Below are 16,385 nucleotides of genomic sequence, written 5' to 3' on the forward strand. Positions count from 1 at the left end.
TTCGCCGGGTCGCATCATCCGATTCCCTGCAGGATCCGCATCGCCTTGCCGAAGCCGACGACGGACTTGCCGCGCGCGTCGAGCAGATCCACCGCGTCGCGCGGCGAGACGTTCTGCTCGGCCGAGATGCGGGCCACCGCGCCCGCGATCTGCGGTGCGGCGAACGAGGTGCCACTCCACACCGCCGCCGCGTTCGGGCCGAACGTGTCCGGCTCCGGGTCGAACAGCGGCGACTCGGCGCCCTCGGGGTAGACCGAGCGGATGCCCTCACCCACGGTGGAGAAGCGCACCGCGCCGTAGCTGGACCAGGACGCGGGCGACAGGTACGCGGTGAGCCCGGCGACCGCCTCGACACCGTCGAGCGCGGCGGGCCAGACGATCCCCCGGTCGCCGTAGTTGCCCGCGGCGGCCACGATCACCTTGTTGAAGCGGCCCTTGCTGTCGCGCCCGGCCTCGGCGTGCACCGTCTCGACGGCCTGCTGCATGAGCAGCGGCGGCTGGTCGTCGAGGGTCTTGCCGCCCAGCGACAGGTTGATGATCTCCGCGCCGTCCCGGTGAGCCTGCACGATCGCGGCGGCGATGTCGTCGTCGGTGGCGAAGCCGTCCGTGTCGGCCGCGCGGTAGACCCGGATGTCCGCGCTCGGCGCGACCCGCTGCACCACACCGGCCACGAACGTGCCGTGCCCGGCCTCGTAGTCCAGGAAGCCGTCCCCGCCCCGGGGCAGCACATCGAGCAGGTCCAGGTTCTCCGGGGTACGTGTCACCTTGCCGAGCCAGTGGTCGCCGCGCATGGTCTCCTCGACACCGGTGTCGATCACCGCGACCGGCGGCCGTGGCCCGGGCCCGCCGTCGCTCGGCGCGTTCGGGATGCGGTAGTTCGCGAAGTCGCCCAGCCAGGGTGCGTTCTCCGGGCCGCCGACGCCCTTGCCGACCGCGGCCATCGAGGCGATGTAGTTCGGGTGCGCGGCGATATTGTGCACGGCGCAGTCGTCGATCACCCGGTCCAGCTCCACGCGCCCGGCGGCGAACCGGCGCAGGCGTACGTGGTCGCCGACGGTCCGGTCGCCGTAGTCCTGCACCAGCGCACCGACGGCGGCGAGATCCTTCGCCGAGATCAGCAGCTCGCCACGGGCCAGCAGGCTCGGCGCGCCGTCGCGGCGCAGCGCCACCTCGATCTGGGCCCGCTCGCGGTCGCTCGAACGGCGCCCGATCAGGACGCCGAGCAACCGGCCCTCGGCGGACGGCCGGGTGTCGGCCAGCCGGACCACCTGCTGGGCCACGATGGTACGCAGGCGCAGCAGCTCGGAGCCGTAAGATTCCGGATAGTCGCCCTCGAAGGCATAGCCCAGGGGCGCATCGGTCAGATTCATAGCGGTTCCTGGCCTTTGTGATAGATCGGCACAGCGACGGGCGGTCGCACGCGCGGTGGAAGTGGAACCCTCAGTGGAAATAGAGACGCCTGACGACCTTGTGATACACGCTAGGCGAGTTCATGAGGGCGTAATAGCGGATCCCCGACGCTACGGGCCGATCGCCGCCGAACTCGTCCGAACGGTACGCCGCTCCGGGCCGCCCGAGGCGCTCGCGCTCGCGCTGCGCGCGTACGCCTGGGCGGAACGGGCCCGGCTGGCCGCCGCCCCGGCCCGCAAACTGCTCGACGAGGCCGCCCGGATCGCCCGCCGGCACAAGCTGCAACACGTCCTGGCCGACGTCCTGATGAGCCGCGCCGCGGTCAACCAGGAGCTGGGCCGCCTCGACAGCGCCCAGCACGACCTCGACGCCGCCGAACCCCTGGTGGCCCCGGACCGGGCCGTCGAGCTGACCTTCCAGCGGGCGGTCCTGCAGCAGAACATCGGGCTGCTGGCCCCGGCCGCCGTCGCCTACCGCGACCTGCTGTCGGGCACCGGCACCCCGGACCGCACCAGGGTCATCGCGGGCAACAACCTCGCCATCATCGAGGCTCAGTACGGCCGCCACCCCGAGGCGCTGCGCCGCCTCGACGACGCCGGAACGCTGGCCCGGAAGGTGGGCCCGGCCCTGGTCGCCATGGTGATCGAGACCCGGGCCTGGGCGACGGTCCACGCGGGCCGCCTCGCCGATGGCGTCCGGTTGTTCGACGACGCGGCGCACGCCTTCGAGGCCGCCGGTCTCCCCCTGGGCGAGCACTACGTCGAGTACGCGGACGCGCTCATGGACCTGCGGCTCATCCCGGAGGCCACCGCCGCCGCACGCTCCGCCGCCGAACAGTTCGAACGGCACGGGGTGCCGCTGATGGGCGCCGAGGCGGAGCTGCGGGTCGCCCAGCTCGCCCTGCTCACCGGCGACCCACGGGAGGCCGAACAGGCGTCGGCCGCCGCCGCGCGCAGCTTCGAGCGGCAGGGGCGCCGCGCGTGGCAGGCCCGGGCCGCCCTGGTGCACGCGCAGGCCCGGCTCGACGCGGGCCGGGCCACCGCCGCCGACCTGCGCGCGGCCCGCCGGGTCTGCCGCACCCTGGAAAGCCAGGGCACCTGGGCGTACGCGGTCGGCGCGTACGACATCGCGGGGCGCATCGCCGCCGCCCTGGGCCGCCGCCGGGAGGCCGTCGCGGCGCTGCAGCACGCGGTCGAGCTGGCCCGGCGCACGCCCGTACTGGTCCGGATGCGCGGCAGCGTGGCCGGGGCGACCGCCGCGGCGCTGCTCGGCGACGACGCCGGGGTGCTGGCGCACTGCCGGCGCGGCCTGAACGACCTCGCCCGGCACCGCACCGCCCTGCCCTCGGTGGAACTGCGGGCGCTCGCCTCCGGGCACGGCACCGAGCTGGGCCAGCTCGGGCTGGAGGTGATGGTGCGCGGCGGCTCGCCGCCACGGGTGCTGGACTGGATGGAACGCACCCGGGCGGCCGCCCTGCTGGCCGTCGAGCCCCCCGGCGGCACCGACGTGGCCGACCTGGAGGCGCTGCGCGGCATCCACGCGGAGCTGGAAGGCCTGACCACCGGCGAGCGTACGGTCGGCCTGCGCGATCCGCTGCTGGCCCGGCAGAAGGCCATCGAGGACCGGATCCGGCGCGCCAGCTGGCGCCGCCGTACGGACAACCGGCAGGTCACCACCACGATCCGGCCCGCCCGGCTGCGCGCCGCCCTCGACGGCCGGATCCTGGTCGAGTACGCCGTGCTGCACGACGACATCGTCGCGGTGGTGGTCGAGCCGCGGCGCAGCCGGCTCGTCGCGCTCGGGCCCGGCGCGCCGGTGCTGGAGCAGGTCCGCGCGCTGTTCTTCGCACTGCGCCGGCTGACCCGGGCGCTGCCGGAATCGTCGCTGGACGCGGCCCGGCTCAGCGCCGACGTCCGGGTCGCCAAGCTGCGCGAGCTGCTGCTGGGGCCGCTGGGCGTGCCCGGCGACGCCGAGCTGGTGGTGGTGCCCGCCGGGCACCTGCACGCCCTGCCGTGGTCGGCGCTGTGGGACGCGCCGCTGTCGCTGGCGCCCTCGGCCGCGCTGTGGACCCGCACCCGGGAGGCGGCGCTGGCGCACCCGGGGCCGGGCCCCACCGTGCTCGTCGAGGGGCCGAACCTGCCCGGCGCCACCACCGAGGTGCGGCGGCTGTCCGAGCGCTACCCCGGCGCGGTGACCATCGTGCCGCCGGAAAGCACCACCGCGCGGGTGCTGCGCCGCCTCGACGGCGCCGATCTGGTGCACCTGGCCTGCCACGGCTGGCTGCGCTCGGACAACCCGCTGTTCTCCTCGCTGGTGCTCAGCGACGGGCCGCTGACCGTGCAGGAACTGCAGACCAGCGGGGTCGCCCCGCACCGGCTGGTGCTGGCGTCGTGCCAGTCCGGCGCGGACGTCAGCTACGCGGGCGACGAGGTGGTCGGGTTCATCAGCTCCCTGCTGGCCCGGGGGACGGCCGGGGTGGTGGCCAGCGTGGCCGCCGTGCCGGACGTGGCCGCCGTGGAGCTCATGGTGGCCCTGCACGAGCAGGTGGCCACCGGCCGTACGCTGGCGCACGCTCTGCACACCGCGCGGGCCGCCCTGGACCCCACGGATCCGGCGGCGTACGTCAACTGGTGCACGTTCAGCGCGTACGGAGCAGCCTAAAGGCTGAACCCGGTGATGTATCACCACTGATCGCCGGAACTCTGACTCAACGTGGATGTCGGACAGCAGCACCACCTCGACCGCACGACGGGACACCGGCGGGACGCCGCCGTGCTGTTCGCCGATCTCTCCGGCTTCACCGAACTCGTCGAGTCCGTCGAGCCGGAGATCGTCTACCAGGTGGTCCGGCCGCTCATGGACGACCTGGTAGACATCGCCCGCCGCCACGGCGGCGAGATCCAGCAGGTGCTGGGCGACGGCTTCATGTGCGTCTTCGGCCTGCACACGACGCGCGGCGACGAGGCGGAACGCGCGGTCGCCGCCGGGCTGGAACTCGTGGCCGCGGGCGGTGCCCGGCTGGGCCGGCCGTCGGTGCACGCGGGGGTGGAGACCGGCGAGATCTACGTGACCGCCTCCTGGCCCCCCGCCGGGTACGGCGTGTGGGGCCGCCCGGTGAACCTCGCGGCACGGCTGTGTGACCTCGCCGGGCCGGGCGAGCTGCAGATCGGGCCGCGCGCGTTCGCCCAGGTGCGGCGCCGCTTCGGACCGGCGCGGGCCGCGCGGACCCGCCTCAAGGGCCTCACCGCACCGGTGCTGACGCACCGGATCTCGCCGCAGCGCGTGCCCCAGCACACCGAGCCGGACCACGCGATGATCGACGCGGCGTAGCCCGGAGTCGCACCACTTCGGACCGTCCCCGGCCGGGCCGTCCACACAGCACGGTGAGCCCCGCAGCGGACGGCTCGACCACCGCCGCTGCGGGCGCCGCCTCCGGACGGCACGGCCCGATCAGAGGGTCGGCTGGTGGGCCAGCACCCCCCGGTTGACCGCACCGATCGCCCGGCGGGCGGTGTCGCGCACCGTCGGCGACACCCCCGACGCGTCCTTGAGCTGGCCGAGCAGGTCGAGCACCTGCCGCGCCCAGCGGACGAAGTCACCGGCGGGCATGTCCTGGTCGTAGTTGGAGCCGCTGGCCAGCACCTTGGCGAGCGGCTCACCCCGGGCCCAGCGGTACATCGGCCAGACGAACCCCAGGTCCGGCTCGCGGGTCAGCGACAGGCCACGGGCGGCCTCGGCCGACTCGATCTCCGACCACAGCTTCCCGCAGGCGTCCACCGCGGCGGTGGTCGGGCCCTTGGGCATCGAGGCCCGCTCGTCGCCCTCGCGGCGCGACTCGTACAGCACCACGGACACCGCGGCGGCCAGTTCCTCGGGGGCCAGGCCCTCCCAGACGCCCTGGCGCAGGCACTCGGCGACGAGCAGGTCCGCCTCCGTCCAGATCCGGGCCAGCATCCGGCCCGCCTCGGTGACCTCCCCGTCCGCGCTCAGGTAGCCCCGGTCCGCCAGCACCGCGCACACCTGGTCGAACGTCCGGGCCAGCGACCCCGTCCGGCCCGCCACCCGGGCCCGCAGCCCGTCCGTGTCGCGTTGCAGCCGGTGCCGCCGCTCCGCCCAGCGGGCGTGCTCCTCGCGCTCCGGGCAGGCGTGGCAGGGGTGCTGGCGCATCCGCACCTTGAGCAGCGCGATCTCCGCGTCCTCGCCGTTGTTGGCGCCGCGGTTGCGGTTGCGCCGGCCGCCGCCGTGCCGGTCCAGCCCGGTGGCGCTGATCGAGGACGCCAGGTCCCGGCGGGCCGCCGGCGACCGGTGGTTGAAATGCTTCGGCACCCGGATGCGCTCCAGCACGTCCACCGCGCCGGGGAAGTCCGCGGGGCTGACCCGCCCGGCCCAGCGGTCCTGGGTGAGCACCAGCGGGCGCGGCTCACCGAACCCGCCCGTGCCCGGGTCCAGCACCACGGCCAGCCCGGCCCGGCGGCCCTGCGGCACCCGGATCACGTCGCCCACCCGCAGCCGCTCCAGCGACGACACCGCCGCCGCGCGCCGCTGCGACGCGCCCTGCCGGGCCAGCGCCCGCTCCCGCTCGGCGATCGCGACCCGGATCGCGAAGTACTCCTCGAAGTCGCCGTGGTGGCAGGTCTCCTCCGCGCCGTACGACTCGATGATCTCGGTGTTGCGCTGCACCTGCCGGGCCAGCCCCACCACCGAACGGTCCGCCTGGAACTGGGCGAACGAGGACTCCAGCAGCTCCCGCGCCCGCTCCGCGCCGACCGTGCCGACCAGATTGGCCGCCATGTTGTACGACGGCCGGAAGCTGGAGCGCAGCGGATACGTCCGGGTGGAGGCCAGCCCCGCGACGTGCCGGGGATCCACCTCGGGACTCCACAGCACCACCGCGTGCCCCTCGACGTCGATGCCGCGCCGCCCGGCCCGCCCGGTGAGCTGGGTGTACTCCCCCGGGGTGAGGTCGACGTGGGCCTCGCCGTTGAACTTGACCAGGCGTTCGAGCACCACGCAGCGGGCCGGCATGTTGATGCCCAGCGCCAGCGTCTCGGTCGCGAAGACCGCCTTGACGAGGCCGCGGACGAAACACTCCTCGACCGCCTCCTTGAAGGCGGGCAGCATCCCGGCGTGGTGCGCCGCGATGCCCCGCTCCAGGCCGTCCAGCCACTCCCAGTACCCGAGGACGGACAGGTCCTCGGCGGGGATCGTGGCGACCCGCGCCTCGGCGATGCGGCGGATCTCGGCCCGCTCCTCCACGCTGGTCAGCCGCAGACCGGCCGCGAGGCACTGCTGCACCGCGGCGTCGCACCCGTTGCGGCTGAAGATGAACAGGATCGCGGGCAGCAGCCCGGCGTGCTCCAGCCGATCCACCACCTCGGCGCGCGGCGGCGGCAGCCAGCGGCGCGAGCGCCCGCCCCGGTATCCCGGCCCGGTGGACCGCTCGCCCAGCTCGAGGCGGCGCATCATCTCGCGGGTGTAGCGCAGCAGCTCCGGGTGCACGTCGTGCTTGCGGGCCGCGTCGGCGTCGTGGAACAGGTCGAACATGCGCTTGCCGACCAGCATGTGCTGCCACAGCGGGACGGGCCGGTGCTCGCTGACCACCACCTCGGTCCGCCCGCGCACCGTGACCAGCCAGTCGGCGAACTCCTCGTAGTTGCTCACCGTGGCCGACAGCGACACCAGGGTCACCGACGCGGGCAGGTGGATGATCACCTCCTCCCAGACCGCGCCCCGGAACCGGTCGGCGAGGTAGTGCACCTCGTCCATCACGACGTACGCGAGCCCGCGCAGGCTGGCCGAGCCCGAATACAGCATGTTGCGCAGCACCTCGGTGGTCATCACCACCACCGGGGCGTCGCCGTTGATCGCGTTGTCACCGGTCAGCAGCCCGACCTGGTCGGCGCCGTGCCGCTCGACCAGATCGTGGTACTTCTGGTTGGACAGCGCCTTGATCGGGGTGGTGTAGAAGCACTTGCGCGGCGCCCCGCCGGCGGCCTCCGCACGCAGTGCCAGGTGCACCGCGAACTCCCCCACCACGGTCTTGCCGGCCCCGGTGGGAGCGCACACGAGCACCCCGCTGCCGCGCTCCAGGACCTCGCACGCCTCCCGCTGGAAATCGTCCAGATCGAAGCCGACATCGAGCATGAAATCGTCGAGGGCGGGGAACTGCGCCGCGCGGGCCGCCCGCCGTTTCGACTCCGCATACCGTTCGGCGGGGCTCGTCATGGCACCAAGGCTAATTCGTCCGTGTGACAAGTACCCGCGGCGGTTGGCGGCGGGCGCGTCCGGCCCGGTCGGTATCGTGCACGGCGTGCCGGATGCCCACGACTCGACCCGTCAAACGCCGGATTCCCCGCGCCGTCAGGTCGACGCCGTGCTGTTCGACTTCCACGGCACGCTGGCCCAGGTCGAAGACCCGGTCGCCTGGGTGCAGGCGGCCGCGGCGGTGTGCGGGACGCAGCTGGACCGGGGCCGCGCCACCGGGCTGGCCGACCGCCTGGTGATGGCGGGCCGCGCCGGGGGCCCGCTGCCGCACCGGGTGCCGCCGCATCTCGCGGAGCACTGGGCAGACCGTGACCTGTACGAACACAGCCACCGCGCGGCGTACACCGGCCTGGCGGAGACCGTGAGCACCGACGTCGAGGGCCTCGCCGACGCCCTGTACGAGCGGCTGCTCGGCCCCGACGGCTGGCTGCCGTACGCGGACACCGAGCCGACCCTGCGCACCCTGCACGACGCCGGGATCAAGGTGGCCGTGGTGAGCAACATCGGCTTCGACATCCGGCCGATCTTCGCCGCCTGGGGCCTCACCGACCTGGTCGACGCGTTCGTGCTGTCGTACGAGGTGGGCCGCTGCAAGCCCGATCCGGCGATCTTCCTGCGCGCCTGCGGGATGCTCGGCGCCGATCCGGAGCGCACCCTGATGGTGGGCGACACGCCCGCCGACGCCGGGGCGGTCAAGGCGGGCTGCGCGGCGCTGGTGCTGCCCGCCGCCGAGCCGGGGCGGGCCAACGGGCTCAGTGCCACCCTGGCGCTCGCGGGCTGCGCCAGCTGACCGGCGCGCGCCCCTGAGCGGAACCCCGCCCCACCGGCAGCCGAACCGGCCGGGGGACCTCAGAGGTAGATGTCGACGACGGTGCCCAGGGTCACCCAGGGGTCGTGTGCGGGTTCCTCGCCGCCGCCCCGGGGCCGGTCCACGGCCGCTTCGGCGACCGCGCCGGACTCACCGCCCCGGGCCGCCGCGTCCGGGCCCGCAGCCGGAGATCCGGCGGGCGCAGATCCGGCGGCGGGAGATCCGGCGGGCGCAGATCCGGCGGGCGGAGATCCGGCGGGCGGAGATCCGGCGGGCGGAGATCCGGCGGGCGAGGAGTCGGCCGGTGCGGGGCCGGGCGCCGCGAAGCCGGGCGGTGCGGTCACCGTGGCCGGGCTGACCGATCCGATCGACATCTGCTCTCCTTCGCGGCGGCTCCTGCCCGTACCCTTCGGTGCGCCCGCCCGGTCGCTGACGCCGTCCTCAGCGCAGCAACCGCAGCGCACCGGGCACGCAGCCGACCCGCAGCGGAAGCGGCCCGACCCGCTCGCCGTCGGCGTAGCCGACGATGCCCGCCGCGGCGATGACCACCTCGCGGGCACGGTACGAGTGCACCCGCGGGTCGGTGACATGGGTGCCCTTGCGCAGCCGCGGCTTGAGCCGGGCGAGGGTGACCCGGCTTAGCGGATCCGCCACCACGACGTCGAGCAGGCCGTCGGTGGGATCGGCGTCCGGGCAGATCCGCATCCCGCCGCCGTAGCTGGCGCAATTGCCGACCGCCACCAGCACCCCGGGGAAGTGCTGTGTCCGGCCGTCGAGCTCCAGCGTGTAGGAGCGCGGACGGAGCCGGGCCAGCTCCAGCATGACGGCCAGGTCGTAGCGGCGCGGGCCGCGCGGGCGGCGCATCCGGTTGGCGCGCTCGTTGACGATGGCGTCGAACCCGGCCGCCAGCACCGCGCCGAACCAGCGGCTACGGCCGGTCGCGTCGCTCACCCGGGCGAGGTCGATCCGGGTGTGCCGCCCGTCGCGCAGGGCGGCGGCGACGGCGTCGGCCGCGATGAGGGGTACGGCGGACACGCCGACCGCCGCGGCGAAATCGTTGCCGGTGCCGGTGGGGACGACACCGAAGGCGACCGCGGTGTCCGCGACGGCCTGCAGCGCCAGGTGCACCGTGCCGTCGCCGCCGAGGGCCACCAGCGCGGCGGCGCCGTCGGCCACGGCCCGGTGACAGGCCGCCTCCGCCGCCTCGGCGGTGGGCGCGTGCAGCACCTGGACGTCGTACCCGCTGTCGCCGAGACGGCGGACGAGGCCGGGCAGCACGGCGCGGTGCCGGCCCCGGCCCGCCCCGGGGTTGGCCAGCACCGCGACGGCGTCACCGGTCACCATCGGGGCAGCGTACCGGCCGGAGGGCTCCGGCCGGTCGAGCCCGCTAGGTCATGTCGTCGTAGCGTCCGTCCAGCGGCAGCGGCTTGCTGACCGGCGCGGGCAGGTCCACCGGAGCCGGTGCCTCGATCCGGTCGGCCGCGCCCACCGCCTGGTGCTCGTCCGCCAGCGGGGAGATCGCGTCGTCGTCCAGGTCGGCGTACATCTCGCGGCCGCGGCCGCGGCGCCGGTCGTTCAGGAACGCCACACCCACCGCGAGGAAGTACAGCAGCGACATGCACGCGGCCAGCAGGGTCATGCCGAACGGACCGGGGTCCGGGGTGGCGATGGCCGCGAAGCCGAAGGACAGGAACACCACGATCCGCCACCAGCTGAGCAGCTTGCGGCCCGACACCACGCCGGTGAAGTTCAGCATCAGCAGGATCAGCGGGAACTCGAACGCCACGCCGAACAGCAGCAGCATGGTCGTCACGAAGTCGATGTACGCCGTGACCTCGAGCTGCTGCGACTCCTGGAGGACGCCCGCCTCCATGATGAAGCTGAGGCTGTGGCCGACCACGTAGTAGGCCAGCACGGCGCCGCCCATGAACAGCGGCGCGGCGATCGCCACGAACACGTACGCCCATTTGCGTTCGTGCCGGTGCAGGCCGGGGGCGACGAACGCCCAGAGCTGGTAGAGCCAGACCGGCGCCCCGATGACCAGGCCCACCCACAGCGCGATCTTCAGCTTCAGGACCAGCGAGTCGGTGGCACCCAGCGTCAGGAACCGGCACTCGGGGACGCCCGCGCTGTTGGGCACCCAGGAGCTCTTCAGCGAACAGTACGGCCCGCTGAGGACGTGGAACACCCAGTTGGCCACCAGGAAGCCGACGATCAGCCCGGCGATGATGCCCAGCGACGCCCAGAACAGGCGGTTACGCAGCTCCCGTACGTGTTCGATCAGCGTCATGGACCCGTCGGCGGCCCGCGCGAAGCCGCTGGGCCCCCGACGGCGCAGGGTGAGAGCCATGCCGGGCGGTCAGCGGTCGTTGGTGCGCTGAACCGGGTCGACGATCGGCTGCTGCGGCTGCTGGTAACCCTGGGGCTGCTGCTGGAAACCCGGCTGCGGCTGCTGAGCGCCGGGCTGCTGGATCTCCGTGGGGTGCAGCGGCTGGCGGGAGTGCTGCGCGTCGGCCTTGTCCGCGACGTTGGCGTCGTCGTCCATCAGGCCCTTGGTCTCGGCCTTGATGATCCGTAGCGACCGGCCCAGCGAGCGCGCGGCGTCCGGCAGCCGCTTCGCACCGAACAGCAGCAGGATGACGGCCGCGAAGATGAGAAGGTGCACTGGCCTGAGGGCGCCCATGGTGGTGACTCCAGTCGGTTCTGACAGCGGTCCTGGCGGTTAGCAGGTCCATCGTACGTGCGGATTCTTCACATGCCCCTGGCCGGACGACTGGTTTATCCGCGTCCGGCCTTGATCGCCTCGGCCCGCAGCTGCAGTTGCTCCGCCTGCTGCTGGACCTCGGCGACCGTACGCTGCAGCGTCAGCGCCTTCTCCTGCAGGCGGGCCGCCTCCTGCTGGCGCCGCTGGAGCCGCAACGCGGCCCGCTGCAGCCCGGCCAATCGGCCACCGAGGGAGAACAGGGCCGCCCCGAGGACGAACACGGCGACGATGACGACCAGGCCCCAGATCTGCCACATCACCCGGCCAGCCTAGCGGGCGGCGGGCGGCGGTGCGGGATGAGGCGCGGCGTACTGATCCAGAGCCGTCGCGGCCTGCGCGCGGATGCGGTCGACCAGCTCCGGCGGGCCGAGCACGGTGACGTCGGCGCCGAGCCCGAGCAGCAGCCGCTGCGCCCAGCCCAGATCGGTGACCCGCATCGCCACCACCCACCCGTCGCCGTCGCGGCGCACGTCCTCGACCGGGTAGTACTCCGTGATCCACCGGCCGCCGCGGCCCACCCGGACCGTGACCAGCGGCAGGTCGCCGCCCGGGTGGAACACGCCGCCGGTGAGGTCGTGCGGCACCGCCCGCGCGGGTGGCGCGGCCGGCTCGGCCAGCTCGGTGAACGCGTCGATGCGGTCGATGCGGAACAGCCGGGTCGCCTCGGCCCGCCGGCACCACGCCTCCAGGTAGCCGCGGGCGCCGACCATGAGTACGCGCATGGGGTCGACGACGCGCTCGGTCGTCTCGTCGCGGGCCGCGGTGTAGTAGGTCAGGTGCAGCGCGCGCCCGCCCGCCACCGCCGTACGGATCGCGTCGAGCCGTTCGGCGTTGACCGGCAGCCGCACCGCGACGGGCGCGTCGGCCAGGTCCCCGGCCGCCCCCTCGATCTTCGCGAGGGCCCGCTCGATGGCGTCCCGGTTGCCGGTGCCCGGGGTCTCGGCCAGCATCCGCAGCGCCACCACCAGGGCCAGCGCCTCGTCCTGGGTGAGCCGCAGCGGACGGTCGATGCCCGCGTCGTAGGTGATGGTGACCCGGTCACCGTCGAACGCCATGTCGATCAGATCCCCGGGGCCGTACCCGGGCAGGCCGCACACCCAGAGCAGTTCCAGGTCCTCGCGCAGCTGGCGTTCCGTGACCCCCAGGTCGGCGGCCGCCTCGGCGACCCGGATCCCCGGCCGGGCCAGCAGGTACGGCACCAGGTTGAGCAGCCGGCCGAGCCGGTCGGCCGACGCGCGGTTCGCGGGGGTGCGCGGCTGCGGCGTCACGTCGGCACCCCCGCCGGGCGGGCGGTGCCCTCGTGCCGGGCGACGACCTCCTTGAGCTGCTGGATGACCGCCTCCCGCAGCTCCGGCGGGCCCTCGACGCGCACGTCGGAGCCGTAGCCGACCAGGGTCGCGGCCAGCCGCTCGACATCCGCGTACGCGATGGTGAGCTGGTCGCCGTCCGGGCCGGGCTCGGTGTGCTCGGCCATCCGGCGCAGCCCGGCGGCGCGGCCGGGCCGGGCCAGCACGCTCGCCCGGCCGGTGTGCACCACCGGGCCGGACCAGCGGGCGACGTGGCTGATCAGGTCGACGTCGGGGGGCGGGGTGAAGGCGCCGTCGCGGCCGGTGGCGCGGACGTTGCCGACGATCCGGGACAGCCGGAAGCACCGGGTGGCGGCGCGGTCGGAGTCGTGGCCGACCACGTACCACCGGCCCTGCCAGCAGACGACGCCCCACGGTTCGAGGTGGCGGGTGGCCGCGGTGTCGTTCTCCGGGGTCCGGTAGGCGAAGGTGACCGCGCGGCGGTCGCGGGCCGCCGCGGTCAGCGGGCCGAACGACGGGTCGACCGTCACGACGGGCTCCACCCCGAGGGTGGCCTGCGGGTCGACGTCGACGCCGGCGGCGCGCAGCTTCGCCAGGCCCGAGGAGGCGGCGGCGGCCAGCCCGGCGTGCTGCCACAGCCGGGCGGCGATGCCGACCGCGGCGGCCTCGTCCGGTTCGAGAGGGATGTCCGGCAGGGCGTACTCGCGGTGCGCGATCCGGTAGCCCGGCTCGCTGTCGAAGGCGCTGGCCGTGCCGGTCTCCAGCGGCACCCCCAGCTCGCGCAGCTCGGCCTTGTCCCGCTCGAACTTGCGCTGGAACGCCTCGTGGTCGCGCGGATCGGCCGGGTTGTGCTCGTAGCCGGGCACGGTCGCGGCGATCTGCGCGGCGGTCAGGAACCGTCGCGTGGACAGCAGACAGATCACCAGGTTCACCAGGCGCTCGGTACGGGTCCGCGACACGGCAGAAACGCTAGCAGCCTCGACGGACCTTCGCGGTACACGCCGAGTCCGCTTCCCGGCGGCGGCACCGCCGACCGATAGGTTGGCCGCCATGGTGCGCTGGCGGTCCGGGACGGTGACGAGGGTACGGCGGCGCTGGCGGGGCGCGGTCGAGCTTGAGGTACGGACCCCCGACGGGGAACTGCGGGCCCTGGCGTACCCGGACCTCACGGGCGAGCCCGAGCCGGGCGACCGGGTGCTGCTCAACGTGGGCGCCCTGGTCATGGGGCTGGGCACCGGCGGATACGCCCTGGTCGTGGCGCTGCCCGACCGGCTGCCGGGCGACCCCGCCCAGGACGGCACCACCCGCGACGCCGGGCACCTGGTCAAGGCCCGGTACACCCCGTTGCAGCCGATCCTGCTCGGCGTCGACGAGGAGGCCTCCCCGTACCGTGCCGTCATGGCCGCGGCCGACGGCCTCGACGCGCTGCCGGTGGTCACGGCCGACCTGCATTCCGCGCTGCCCGCGATCCTGGCCGGGGTGCGCGCCGAGCGCCCCGACGCCCGGGTGGCGTACGTGATGACCGACGGCGGCGCGCTGCCCGCCTGGTTCTCCCGCACCCTGGACGGGCTGCGCGGGCAACTGGCGGGCACGGTGACGACCGGGCAGGCGTTCGGCGGCGACCTGGAGGCCAGCACCGTCCACACCGGGCTGCTGGCGGCGCGGCACGTGTTACGGGCCGACGTGGCCGTGGTGGCGCAGGGGCCGGGCAACCTCGGCACCGGCACGACCTGGGGTTTCTCGGGAGTGGCGGTGGGCGAGGCGGTCAACGCCGTGGCGGCGCTGGGCGGGCGGCCGGTGGGTTCGCTGCGCGTCTCGGCCGGGGACCAGCGGTCGCGCCACCGCGGCGTCTCGCACCACAGCCTCACCGCGTACGGGCGGGTGGCGCTGGCCCCCGCCGATCTCGTGCTGCCCGAGGAGTTACCCGCCGAACTCGCGGCCGACGTGGCCGCCGCCGTGGCGCCGCTGGCCGAACGGCACCGCCTGATCCGGGTGCCGGTGGCGGGCCTGGACGAGGCGTTGCGCGCCAGCCCGGTGACCCTGTCCACGATGGGCCGCGGCCTGGACGCCGACCACGCCTACTTCCTGACCGCCGCCGCGGCGGGCCGCCACGCCGCGACCCTCGTCACCGGGTGACGATCAGGTACAGCCAGCCGAGCAGGAGCAGGCCCAGCAGCGTGGCCAGCACCCAGGTGGGGATGCGGTGACCGCCCGCCCGGTTGCGCTGGACCTCGGCGCGGATCTTCTCCTGCCGCCGCCGCACCCGGCTCCACAGCACGTCCTCGGCCGTACGCTCCGGGCGCTCGTCCGGAGCCGGCCCGGGCGGGTTCCGGTCGGATGGCTGCTGGTCGGGCGGGGGTGTGGCCATGGCCCGACCAGCGTATCCGTCCGCGGTCACATGCTGGCGATGAGCCGTTCCACCCGCTCGTCGTACGCCCGGAACGGGTCCTTGCACAGCACGGTGCGCTGCGCCTGGTCATTCAGCTTCAGGTGCACCCAGTCGACCGTGAAGTCGCGCCGCTTCTCCTGGGCGTGCCGGATGAACTCGCCGCGCAGCCGCGCCCGGGTGGTCTGCGGCGGGGTCTCCTTCGCCTCGAAGATCTGCAGGTCGTTGGAGACCCGGTCGATCTGTCCCCGCTTCTCCATGAGGGCGTACAGCCCGCGCCCACGCCGCACGTCGTGGTAGGCCAGGTCGAGCTGCGCGATCCGCGGGTGCGACATCTGGATCTGGTGCTTGGCCTGGTACCGCTCGATGAGCTTCAGCTTGCTCACCCAGTCGATCTCGCGGGAGACCGGGGTGAGGTCGCCGTTCTCGATCGCGTTGAGCACCCGGCCCCACAGCTCGACGACCCGCTTGGCGACCTGGTCGCCGCCGCGCCGCTCGACGAACTCGGTGGCCTTGGCCAGGTACTCCTGCTGGATCTCCAGCGCACTGACCTCCTTGTTGTTGGCCAGGCGGATCTTGCGGCGGCCGGTGATGTCGTGGCTGACCTCGCGGATGGCCCGGATCGGGTTTTCCAGCGTCAGGTCCCGCATCACCACGCCGGCCTCGATCATGCGCAGCACGATGTCCGCGCTGCCGACCTTCAGCAGCGTCGTGACCTCGTTCATGTTGGAGTCGCCGACGATGACGTGCAGCCGGCGGTAGCGCTCCGCGTCGGCGTGCGGCTCGTCGCGGGTGTTGATGATCGGGCGGCTGCGGGTGGTGGCGCTGGAGACGCCCTCCCAGATGTGCTCGGCGCGCTGGGACAGGCAGAACACCGCGCCGCGCGGCGTCTGCAGCACCTTTCCGGCGCCGCAGATCAGCTGGCGGGTGACGAGGAACGGGATGAGGACGTCCGCGAGGCGGCCGAACTCGCCGTGCCGGCTGACGAGGTAGTTCTCGTGGCAGCCGTACGAGTTGCCGGCCGAGTCGGTGTTGTTCTTGAACAGGTAGATCTCGCCCGCGATCCCCTCGTCGTGCAGGCGCTTCTCGGCATCGACGAGCAGGCCCTCGAGGATCCGCTCACCGGCCCGGTCGTGGGCGACCAGGTCGGTCACCGAGTCGCACTCGGGGGTGGCGTACTCGGGATGGGAGCCGACGTCGAGGTAGAGGCGGGCACCGTTGCGCAGGAAGACGTTGCTGGAGCGTCCCCAGGACACCACGCGGCGGAACAGGTAGCGGGCCACCTCGTCCGGAGAAAGCCGCCGCTGACCCCGGTAGGTGCACGTGACGCCGTACTCGGTCTCGAGGCCGAAAATTCGCCGTTCCATGACGAAACACTAGCCGCCCGAGGGGCGTCAGCGGCAGTCACAAACCGCCTCGACGCTCACAGATCCCTGAAATCACCAC

General features: G+C 74.0%; 15 protein-coding genes. 4 read left to right on the plus strand and 11 right to left on the minus strand.

The features are described 5' to 3' along the window. Positions 1 to 14: 14 nt before the first annotated feature. Positions 15 to 1,370, minus strand: coding sequence for a S8 family peptidase (locus tag EV385_RS01130; RefSeq protein ID WP_130507744.1), 1,356 nt, complete (start codon positions 1,368 to 1,370; stop codon positions 15 to 17). A 100-nt stretch (positions 1,371 to 1,470) separates the two neighbouring features. On the opposite strand from EV385_RS01130, the gene EV385_RS01135 reads away from it, so the two are divergent. Together EV385_RS01135 and EV385_RS01140 are read left to right on the plus strand one after the other, a co-directional pair. Continuing rightward, positions 1,471 to 4,071, plus strand: coding sequence for a CHAT domain-containing protein (locus tag EV385_RS01135; RefSeq protein WP_130507745.1), 2,601 nt, complete (start codon positions 1,471 to 1,473; stop codon positions 4,069 to 4,071). A gap of 51 nt (positions 4,072 to 4,122) precedes the next feature. Next, positions 4,123 to 4,740, plus strand: a complete 618-nt coding sequence (locus EV385_RS01140; protein WP_130507746.1) for an adenylate/guanylate cyclase domain-containing protein — start codon at positions 4,123 to 4,125, stop codon at positions 4,738 to 4,740. A gap of 120 nt (positions 4,741 to 4,860) precedes the next feature. On the opposite strand, the gene EV385_RS01145 is transcribed toward EV385_RS01140, so the two are convergent. Continuing rightward, positions 4,861 to 7,635: a DEAD/DEAH box helicase gene (locus EV385_RS01145; protein ID WP_130507747.1), complete on the minus strand. Its 2,775-nt coding sequence runs from the start codon at positions 7,633 to 7,635 to the stop codon at positions 4,861 to 4,863. Positions 7,636 to 7,711: 76 nt separating this feature from the next. On the opposite strand from EV385_RS01145, the gene EV385_RS01150 reads away from it, so the two are divergent. Next, positions 7,712 to 8,464 carry an HAD family hydrolase gene (locus EV385_RS01150; RefSeq protein WP_423203092.1) on the plus strand — a complete coding sequence of 251 codons (753 nt, stop codon included), beginning with the start codon at positions 7,712 to 7,714 and terminating at the stop codon, positions 8,462 to 8,464. Between the two features lie 59 nt (positions 8,465 to 8,523). On the opposite strand, the gene EV385_RS33700 is transcribed toward EV385_RS01150, so the two are convergent. The 7 genes from EV385_RS33700 to EV385_RS01185 form a co-directional block, all read right to left on the minus strand. After that, entirely contained in the window at positions 8,524 to 8,856 is a 333-nt protein-coding gene (locus EV385_RS33700) for a hypothetical protein (protein WP_165449353.1), read from the minus strand. 67 nt (positions 8,857 to 8,923) lie between these two features. After that, the gene (locus EV385_RS01160) at positions 8,924 to 9,826 is read right to left on the minus strand and encodes a diacylglycerol/lipid kinase family protein (RefSeq protein WP_130507750.1); all 903 of its coding nucleotides are present in this window, start codon (positions 9,824 to 9,826) and stop codon (positions 8,924 to 8,926) included. Positions 9,827 to 9,869: 43 nt separating this feature from the next. After that, the gene (gene tatC, locus EV385_RS01165; RefSeq protein ID WP_130507751.1) at positions 9,870 to 10,832 is read right to left on the minus strand and encodes a twin-arginine translocase subunit TatC; all 963 of its coding nucleotides are present in this window, start codon (positions 10,830 to 10,832) and stop codon (positions 9,870 to 9,872) included. A gap of 9 nt (positions 10,833 to 10,841) precedes the next feature. Then, positions 10,842 to 11,165, minus strand: coding sequence for a Sec-independent protein translocase subunit TatA (gene tatA / locus EV385_RS01170; protein ID WP_130507752.1), 324 nt, complete (start codon positions 11,163 to 11,165; stop codon positions 10,842 to 10,844). 95 nt (positions 11,166 to 11,260) lie between these two features. Next, complete coding sequence (locus tag EV385_RS01175) at positions 11,261 to 11,503, minus strand: hypothetical protein (protein WP_130512992.1); 243 nt, start codon at positions 11,501 to 11,503, stop codon at positions 11,261 to 11,263. A gap of 12 nt (positions 11,504 to 11,515) precedes the next feature. After that, positions 11,516 to 12,514, minus strand: a complete 999-nt coding sequence (locus tag EV385_RS01180) for a helix-turn-helix transcriptional regulator (protein ID WP_130507753.1) — start codon at positions 12,512 to 12,514, stop codon at positions 11,516 to 11,518. Then, the gene (locus EV385_RS01185; RefSeq protein ID WP_130507754.1) at positions 12,511 to 13,512 is read right to left on the minus strand and encodes a helix-turn-helix transcriptional regulator; all 1,002 of its coding nucleotides are present in this window, start codon (positions 13,510 to 13,512) and stop codon (positions 12,511 to 12,513) included. The genes EV385_RS01180 and EV385_RS01185 overlap by 4 nt, the downstream gene beginning before the upstream one ends. A 91-nt stretch (positions 13,513 to 13,603) precedes the next feature. Here EV385_RS01185 and EV385_RS01190 point away from each other — a divergent pair, with 91 nt between their 5' ends. Continuing rightward, positions 13,604 to 14,689 (plus strand): DUF3866 family protein, encoded by a 1,086-nt coding sequence (locus EV385_RS01190; RefSeq protein ID WP_130507755.1) that lies wholly within the window; start codon positions 13,604 to 13,606, stop codon positions 14,687 to 14,689. On the opposite strand, the gene EV385_RS01195 is transcribed toward EV385_RS01190, so the two are convergent. Together EV385_RS01195 and pafA are read right to left on the minus strand one after the other, a co-directional pair. After that, positions 14,679 to 14,921: a hypothetical protein gene (locus tag EV385_RS01195; RefSeq protein WP_130507756.1), complete on the minus strand. Its 243-nt coding sequence runs from the start codon at positions 14,919 to 14,921 to the stop codon at positions 14,679 to 14,681. The two genes, EV385_RS01190 and EV385_RS01195, sit on opposite strands and share 11 nt — an antisense overlap. Positions 14,922 to 14,947: 26 nt before the next feature. Beyond that, positions 14,948 to 16,306: a Pup--protein ligase gene (pafA, locus tag EV385_RS01200; protein ID WP_130507757.1), complete on the minus strand. Its 1,359-nt coding sequence runs from the start codon at positions 16,304 to 16,306 to the stop codon at positions 14,948 to 14,950. Positions 16,307 to 16,385 lie beyond the last annotated feature (79 nt).

It is taken from the genome of Krasilnikovia cinnamomea, assembly GCF_004217545.1.
Taxonomy (GTDB): Bacteria; Actinomycetota; Actinomycetes; order Mycobacteriales; family Micromonosporaceae; genus Actinoplanes; species Actinoplanes cinnamomeus.

Excerpts from the sequence above, each read along its gene's own strand:
- EV385_RS33700 (WP_165449353.1), bottom strand. The coding sequence starts at position 8,856 with ATGTCGATCGGATCGGTCAGCCCGGCCACGGTGACCGCACCGCCCGGC.
- EV385_RS01145 (WP_130507747.1), bottom strand. The coding sequence starts at position 7,635 with ATGACGAGCCCCGCCGAACGGTATGCGGAGTCGAAACGGCGGGCGGCC.
- EV385_RS01160 (WP_130507750.1), bottom strand. The coding sequence starts at position 9,826 with ATGGTGACCGGTGACGCCGTCGCGGTGCTGGCCAACCCCGGGGCGGGC.
- EV385_RS01190 (WP_130507755.1), top strand. The coding sequence starts at position 13,604 with ATGGTGCGCTGGCGGTCCGGGACGGTGACGAGGGTACGGCGGCGCTGG.
- EV385_RS01195 (WP_130507756.1), bottom strand. The coding sequence starts at position 14,921 with ATGGCCACACCCCCGCCCGACCAGCAGCCATCCGACCGGAACCCGCCC.
- pafA (WP_130507757.1), bottom strand. The coding sequence starts at position 16,306 with ATGGAACGGCGAATTTTCGGCCTCGAGACCGAGTACGGCGTCACGTGC.
- EV385_RS01130 (WP_130507744.1), bottom strand. The coding sequence starts at position 1,370 with ATGAATCTGACCGATGCGCCCCTGGGCTATGCCTTCGAGGGCGACTAT.
- EV385_RS01175 (WP_130512992.1), bottom strand. The coding sequence starts at position 11,503 with ATGTGGCAGATCTGGGGCCTGGTCGTCATCGTCGCCGTGTTCGTCCTC.
- tatC (WP_130507751.1), bottom strand. The coding sequence starts at position 10,832 with ATGGCTCTCACCCTGCGCCGTCGGGGGCCCAGCGGCTTCGCGCGGGCC.
- tatA (WP_130507752.1), bottom strand. The coding sequence starts at position 11,165 with ATGGGCGCCCTCAGGCCAGTGCACCTTCTCATCTTCGCGGCCGTCATC.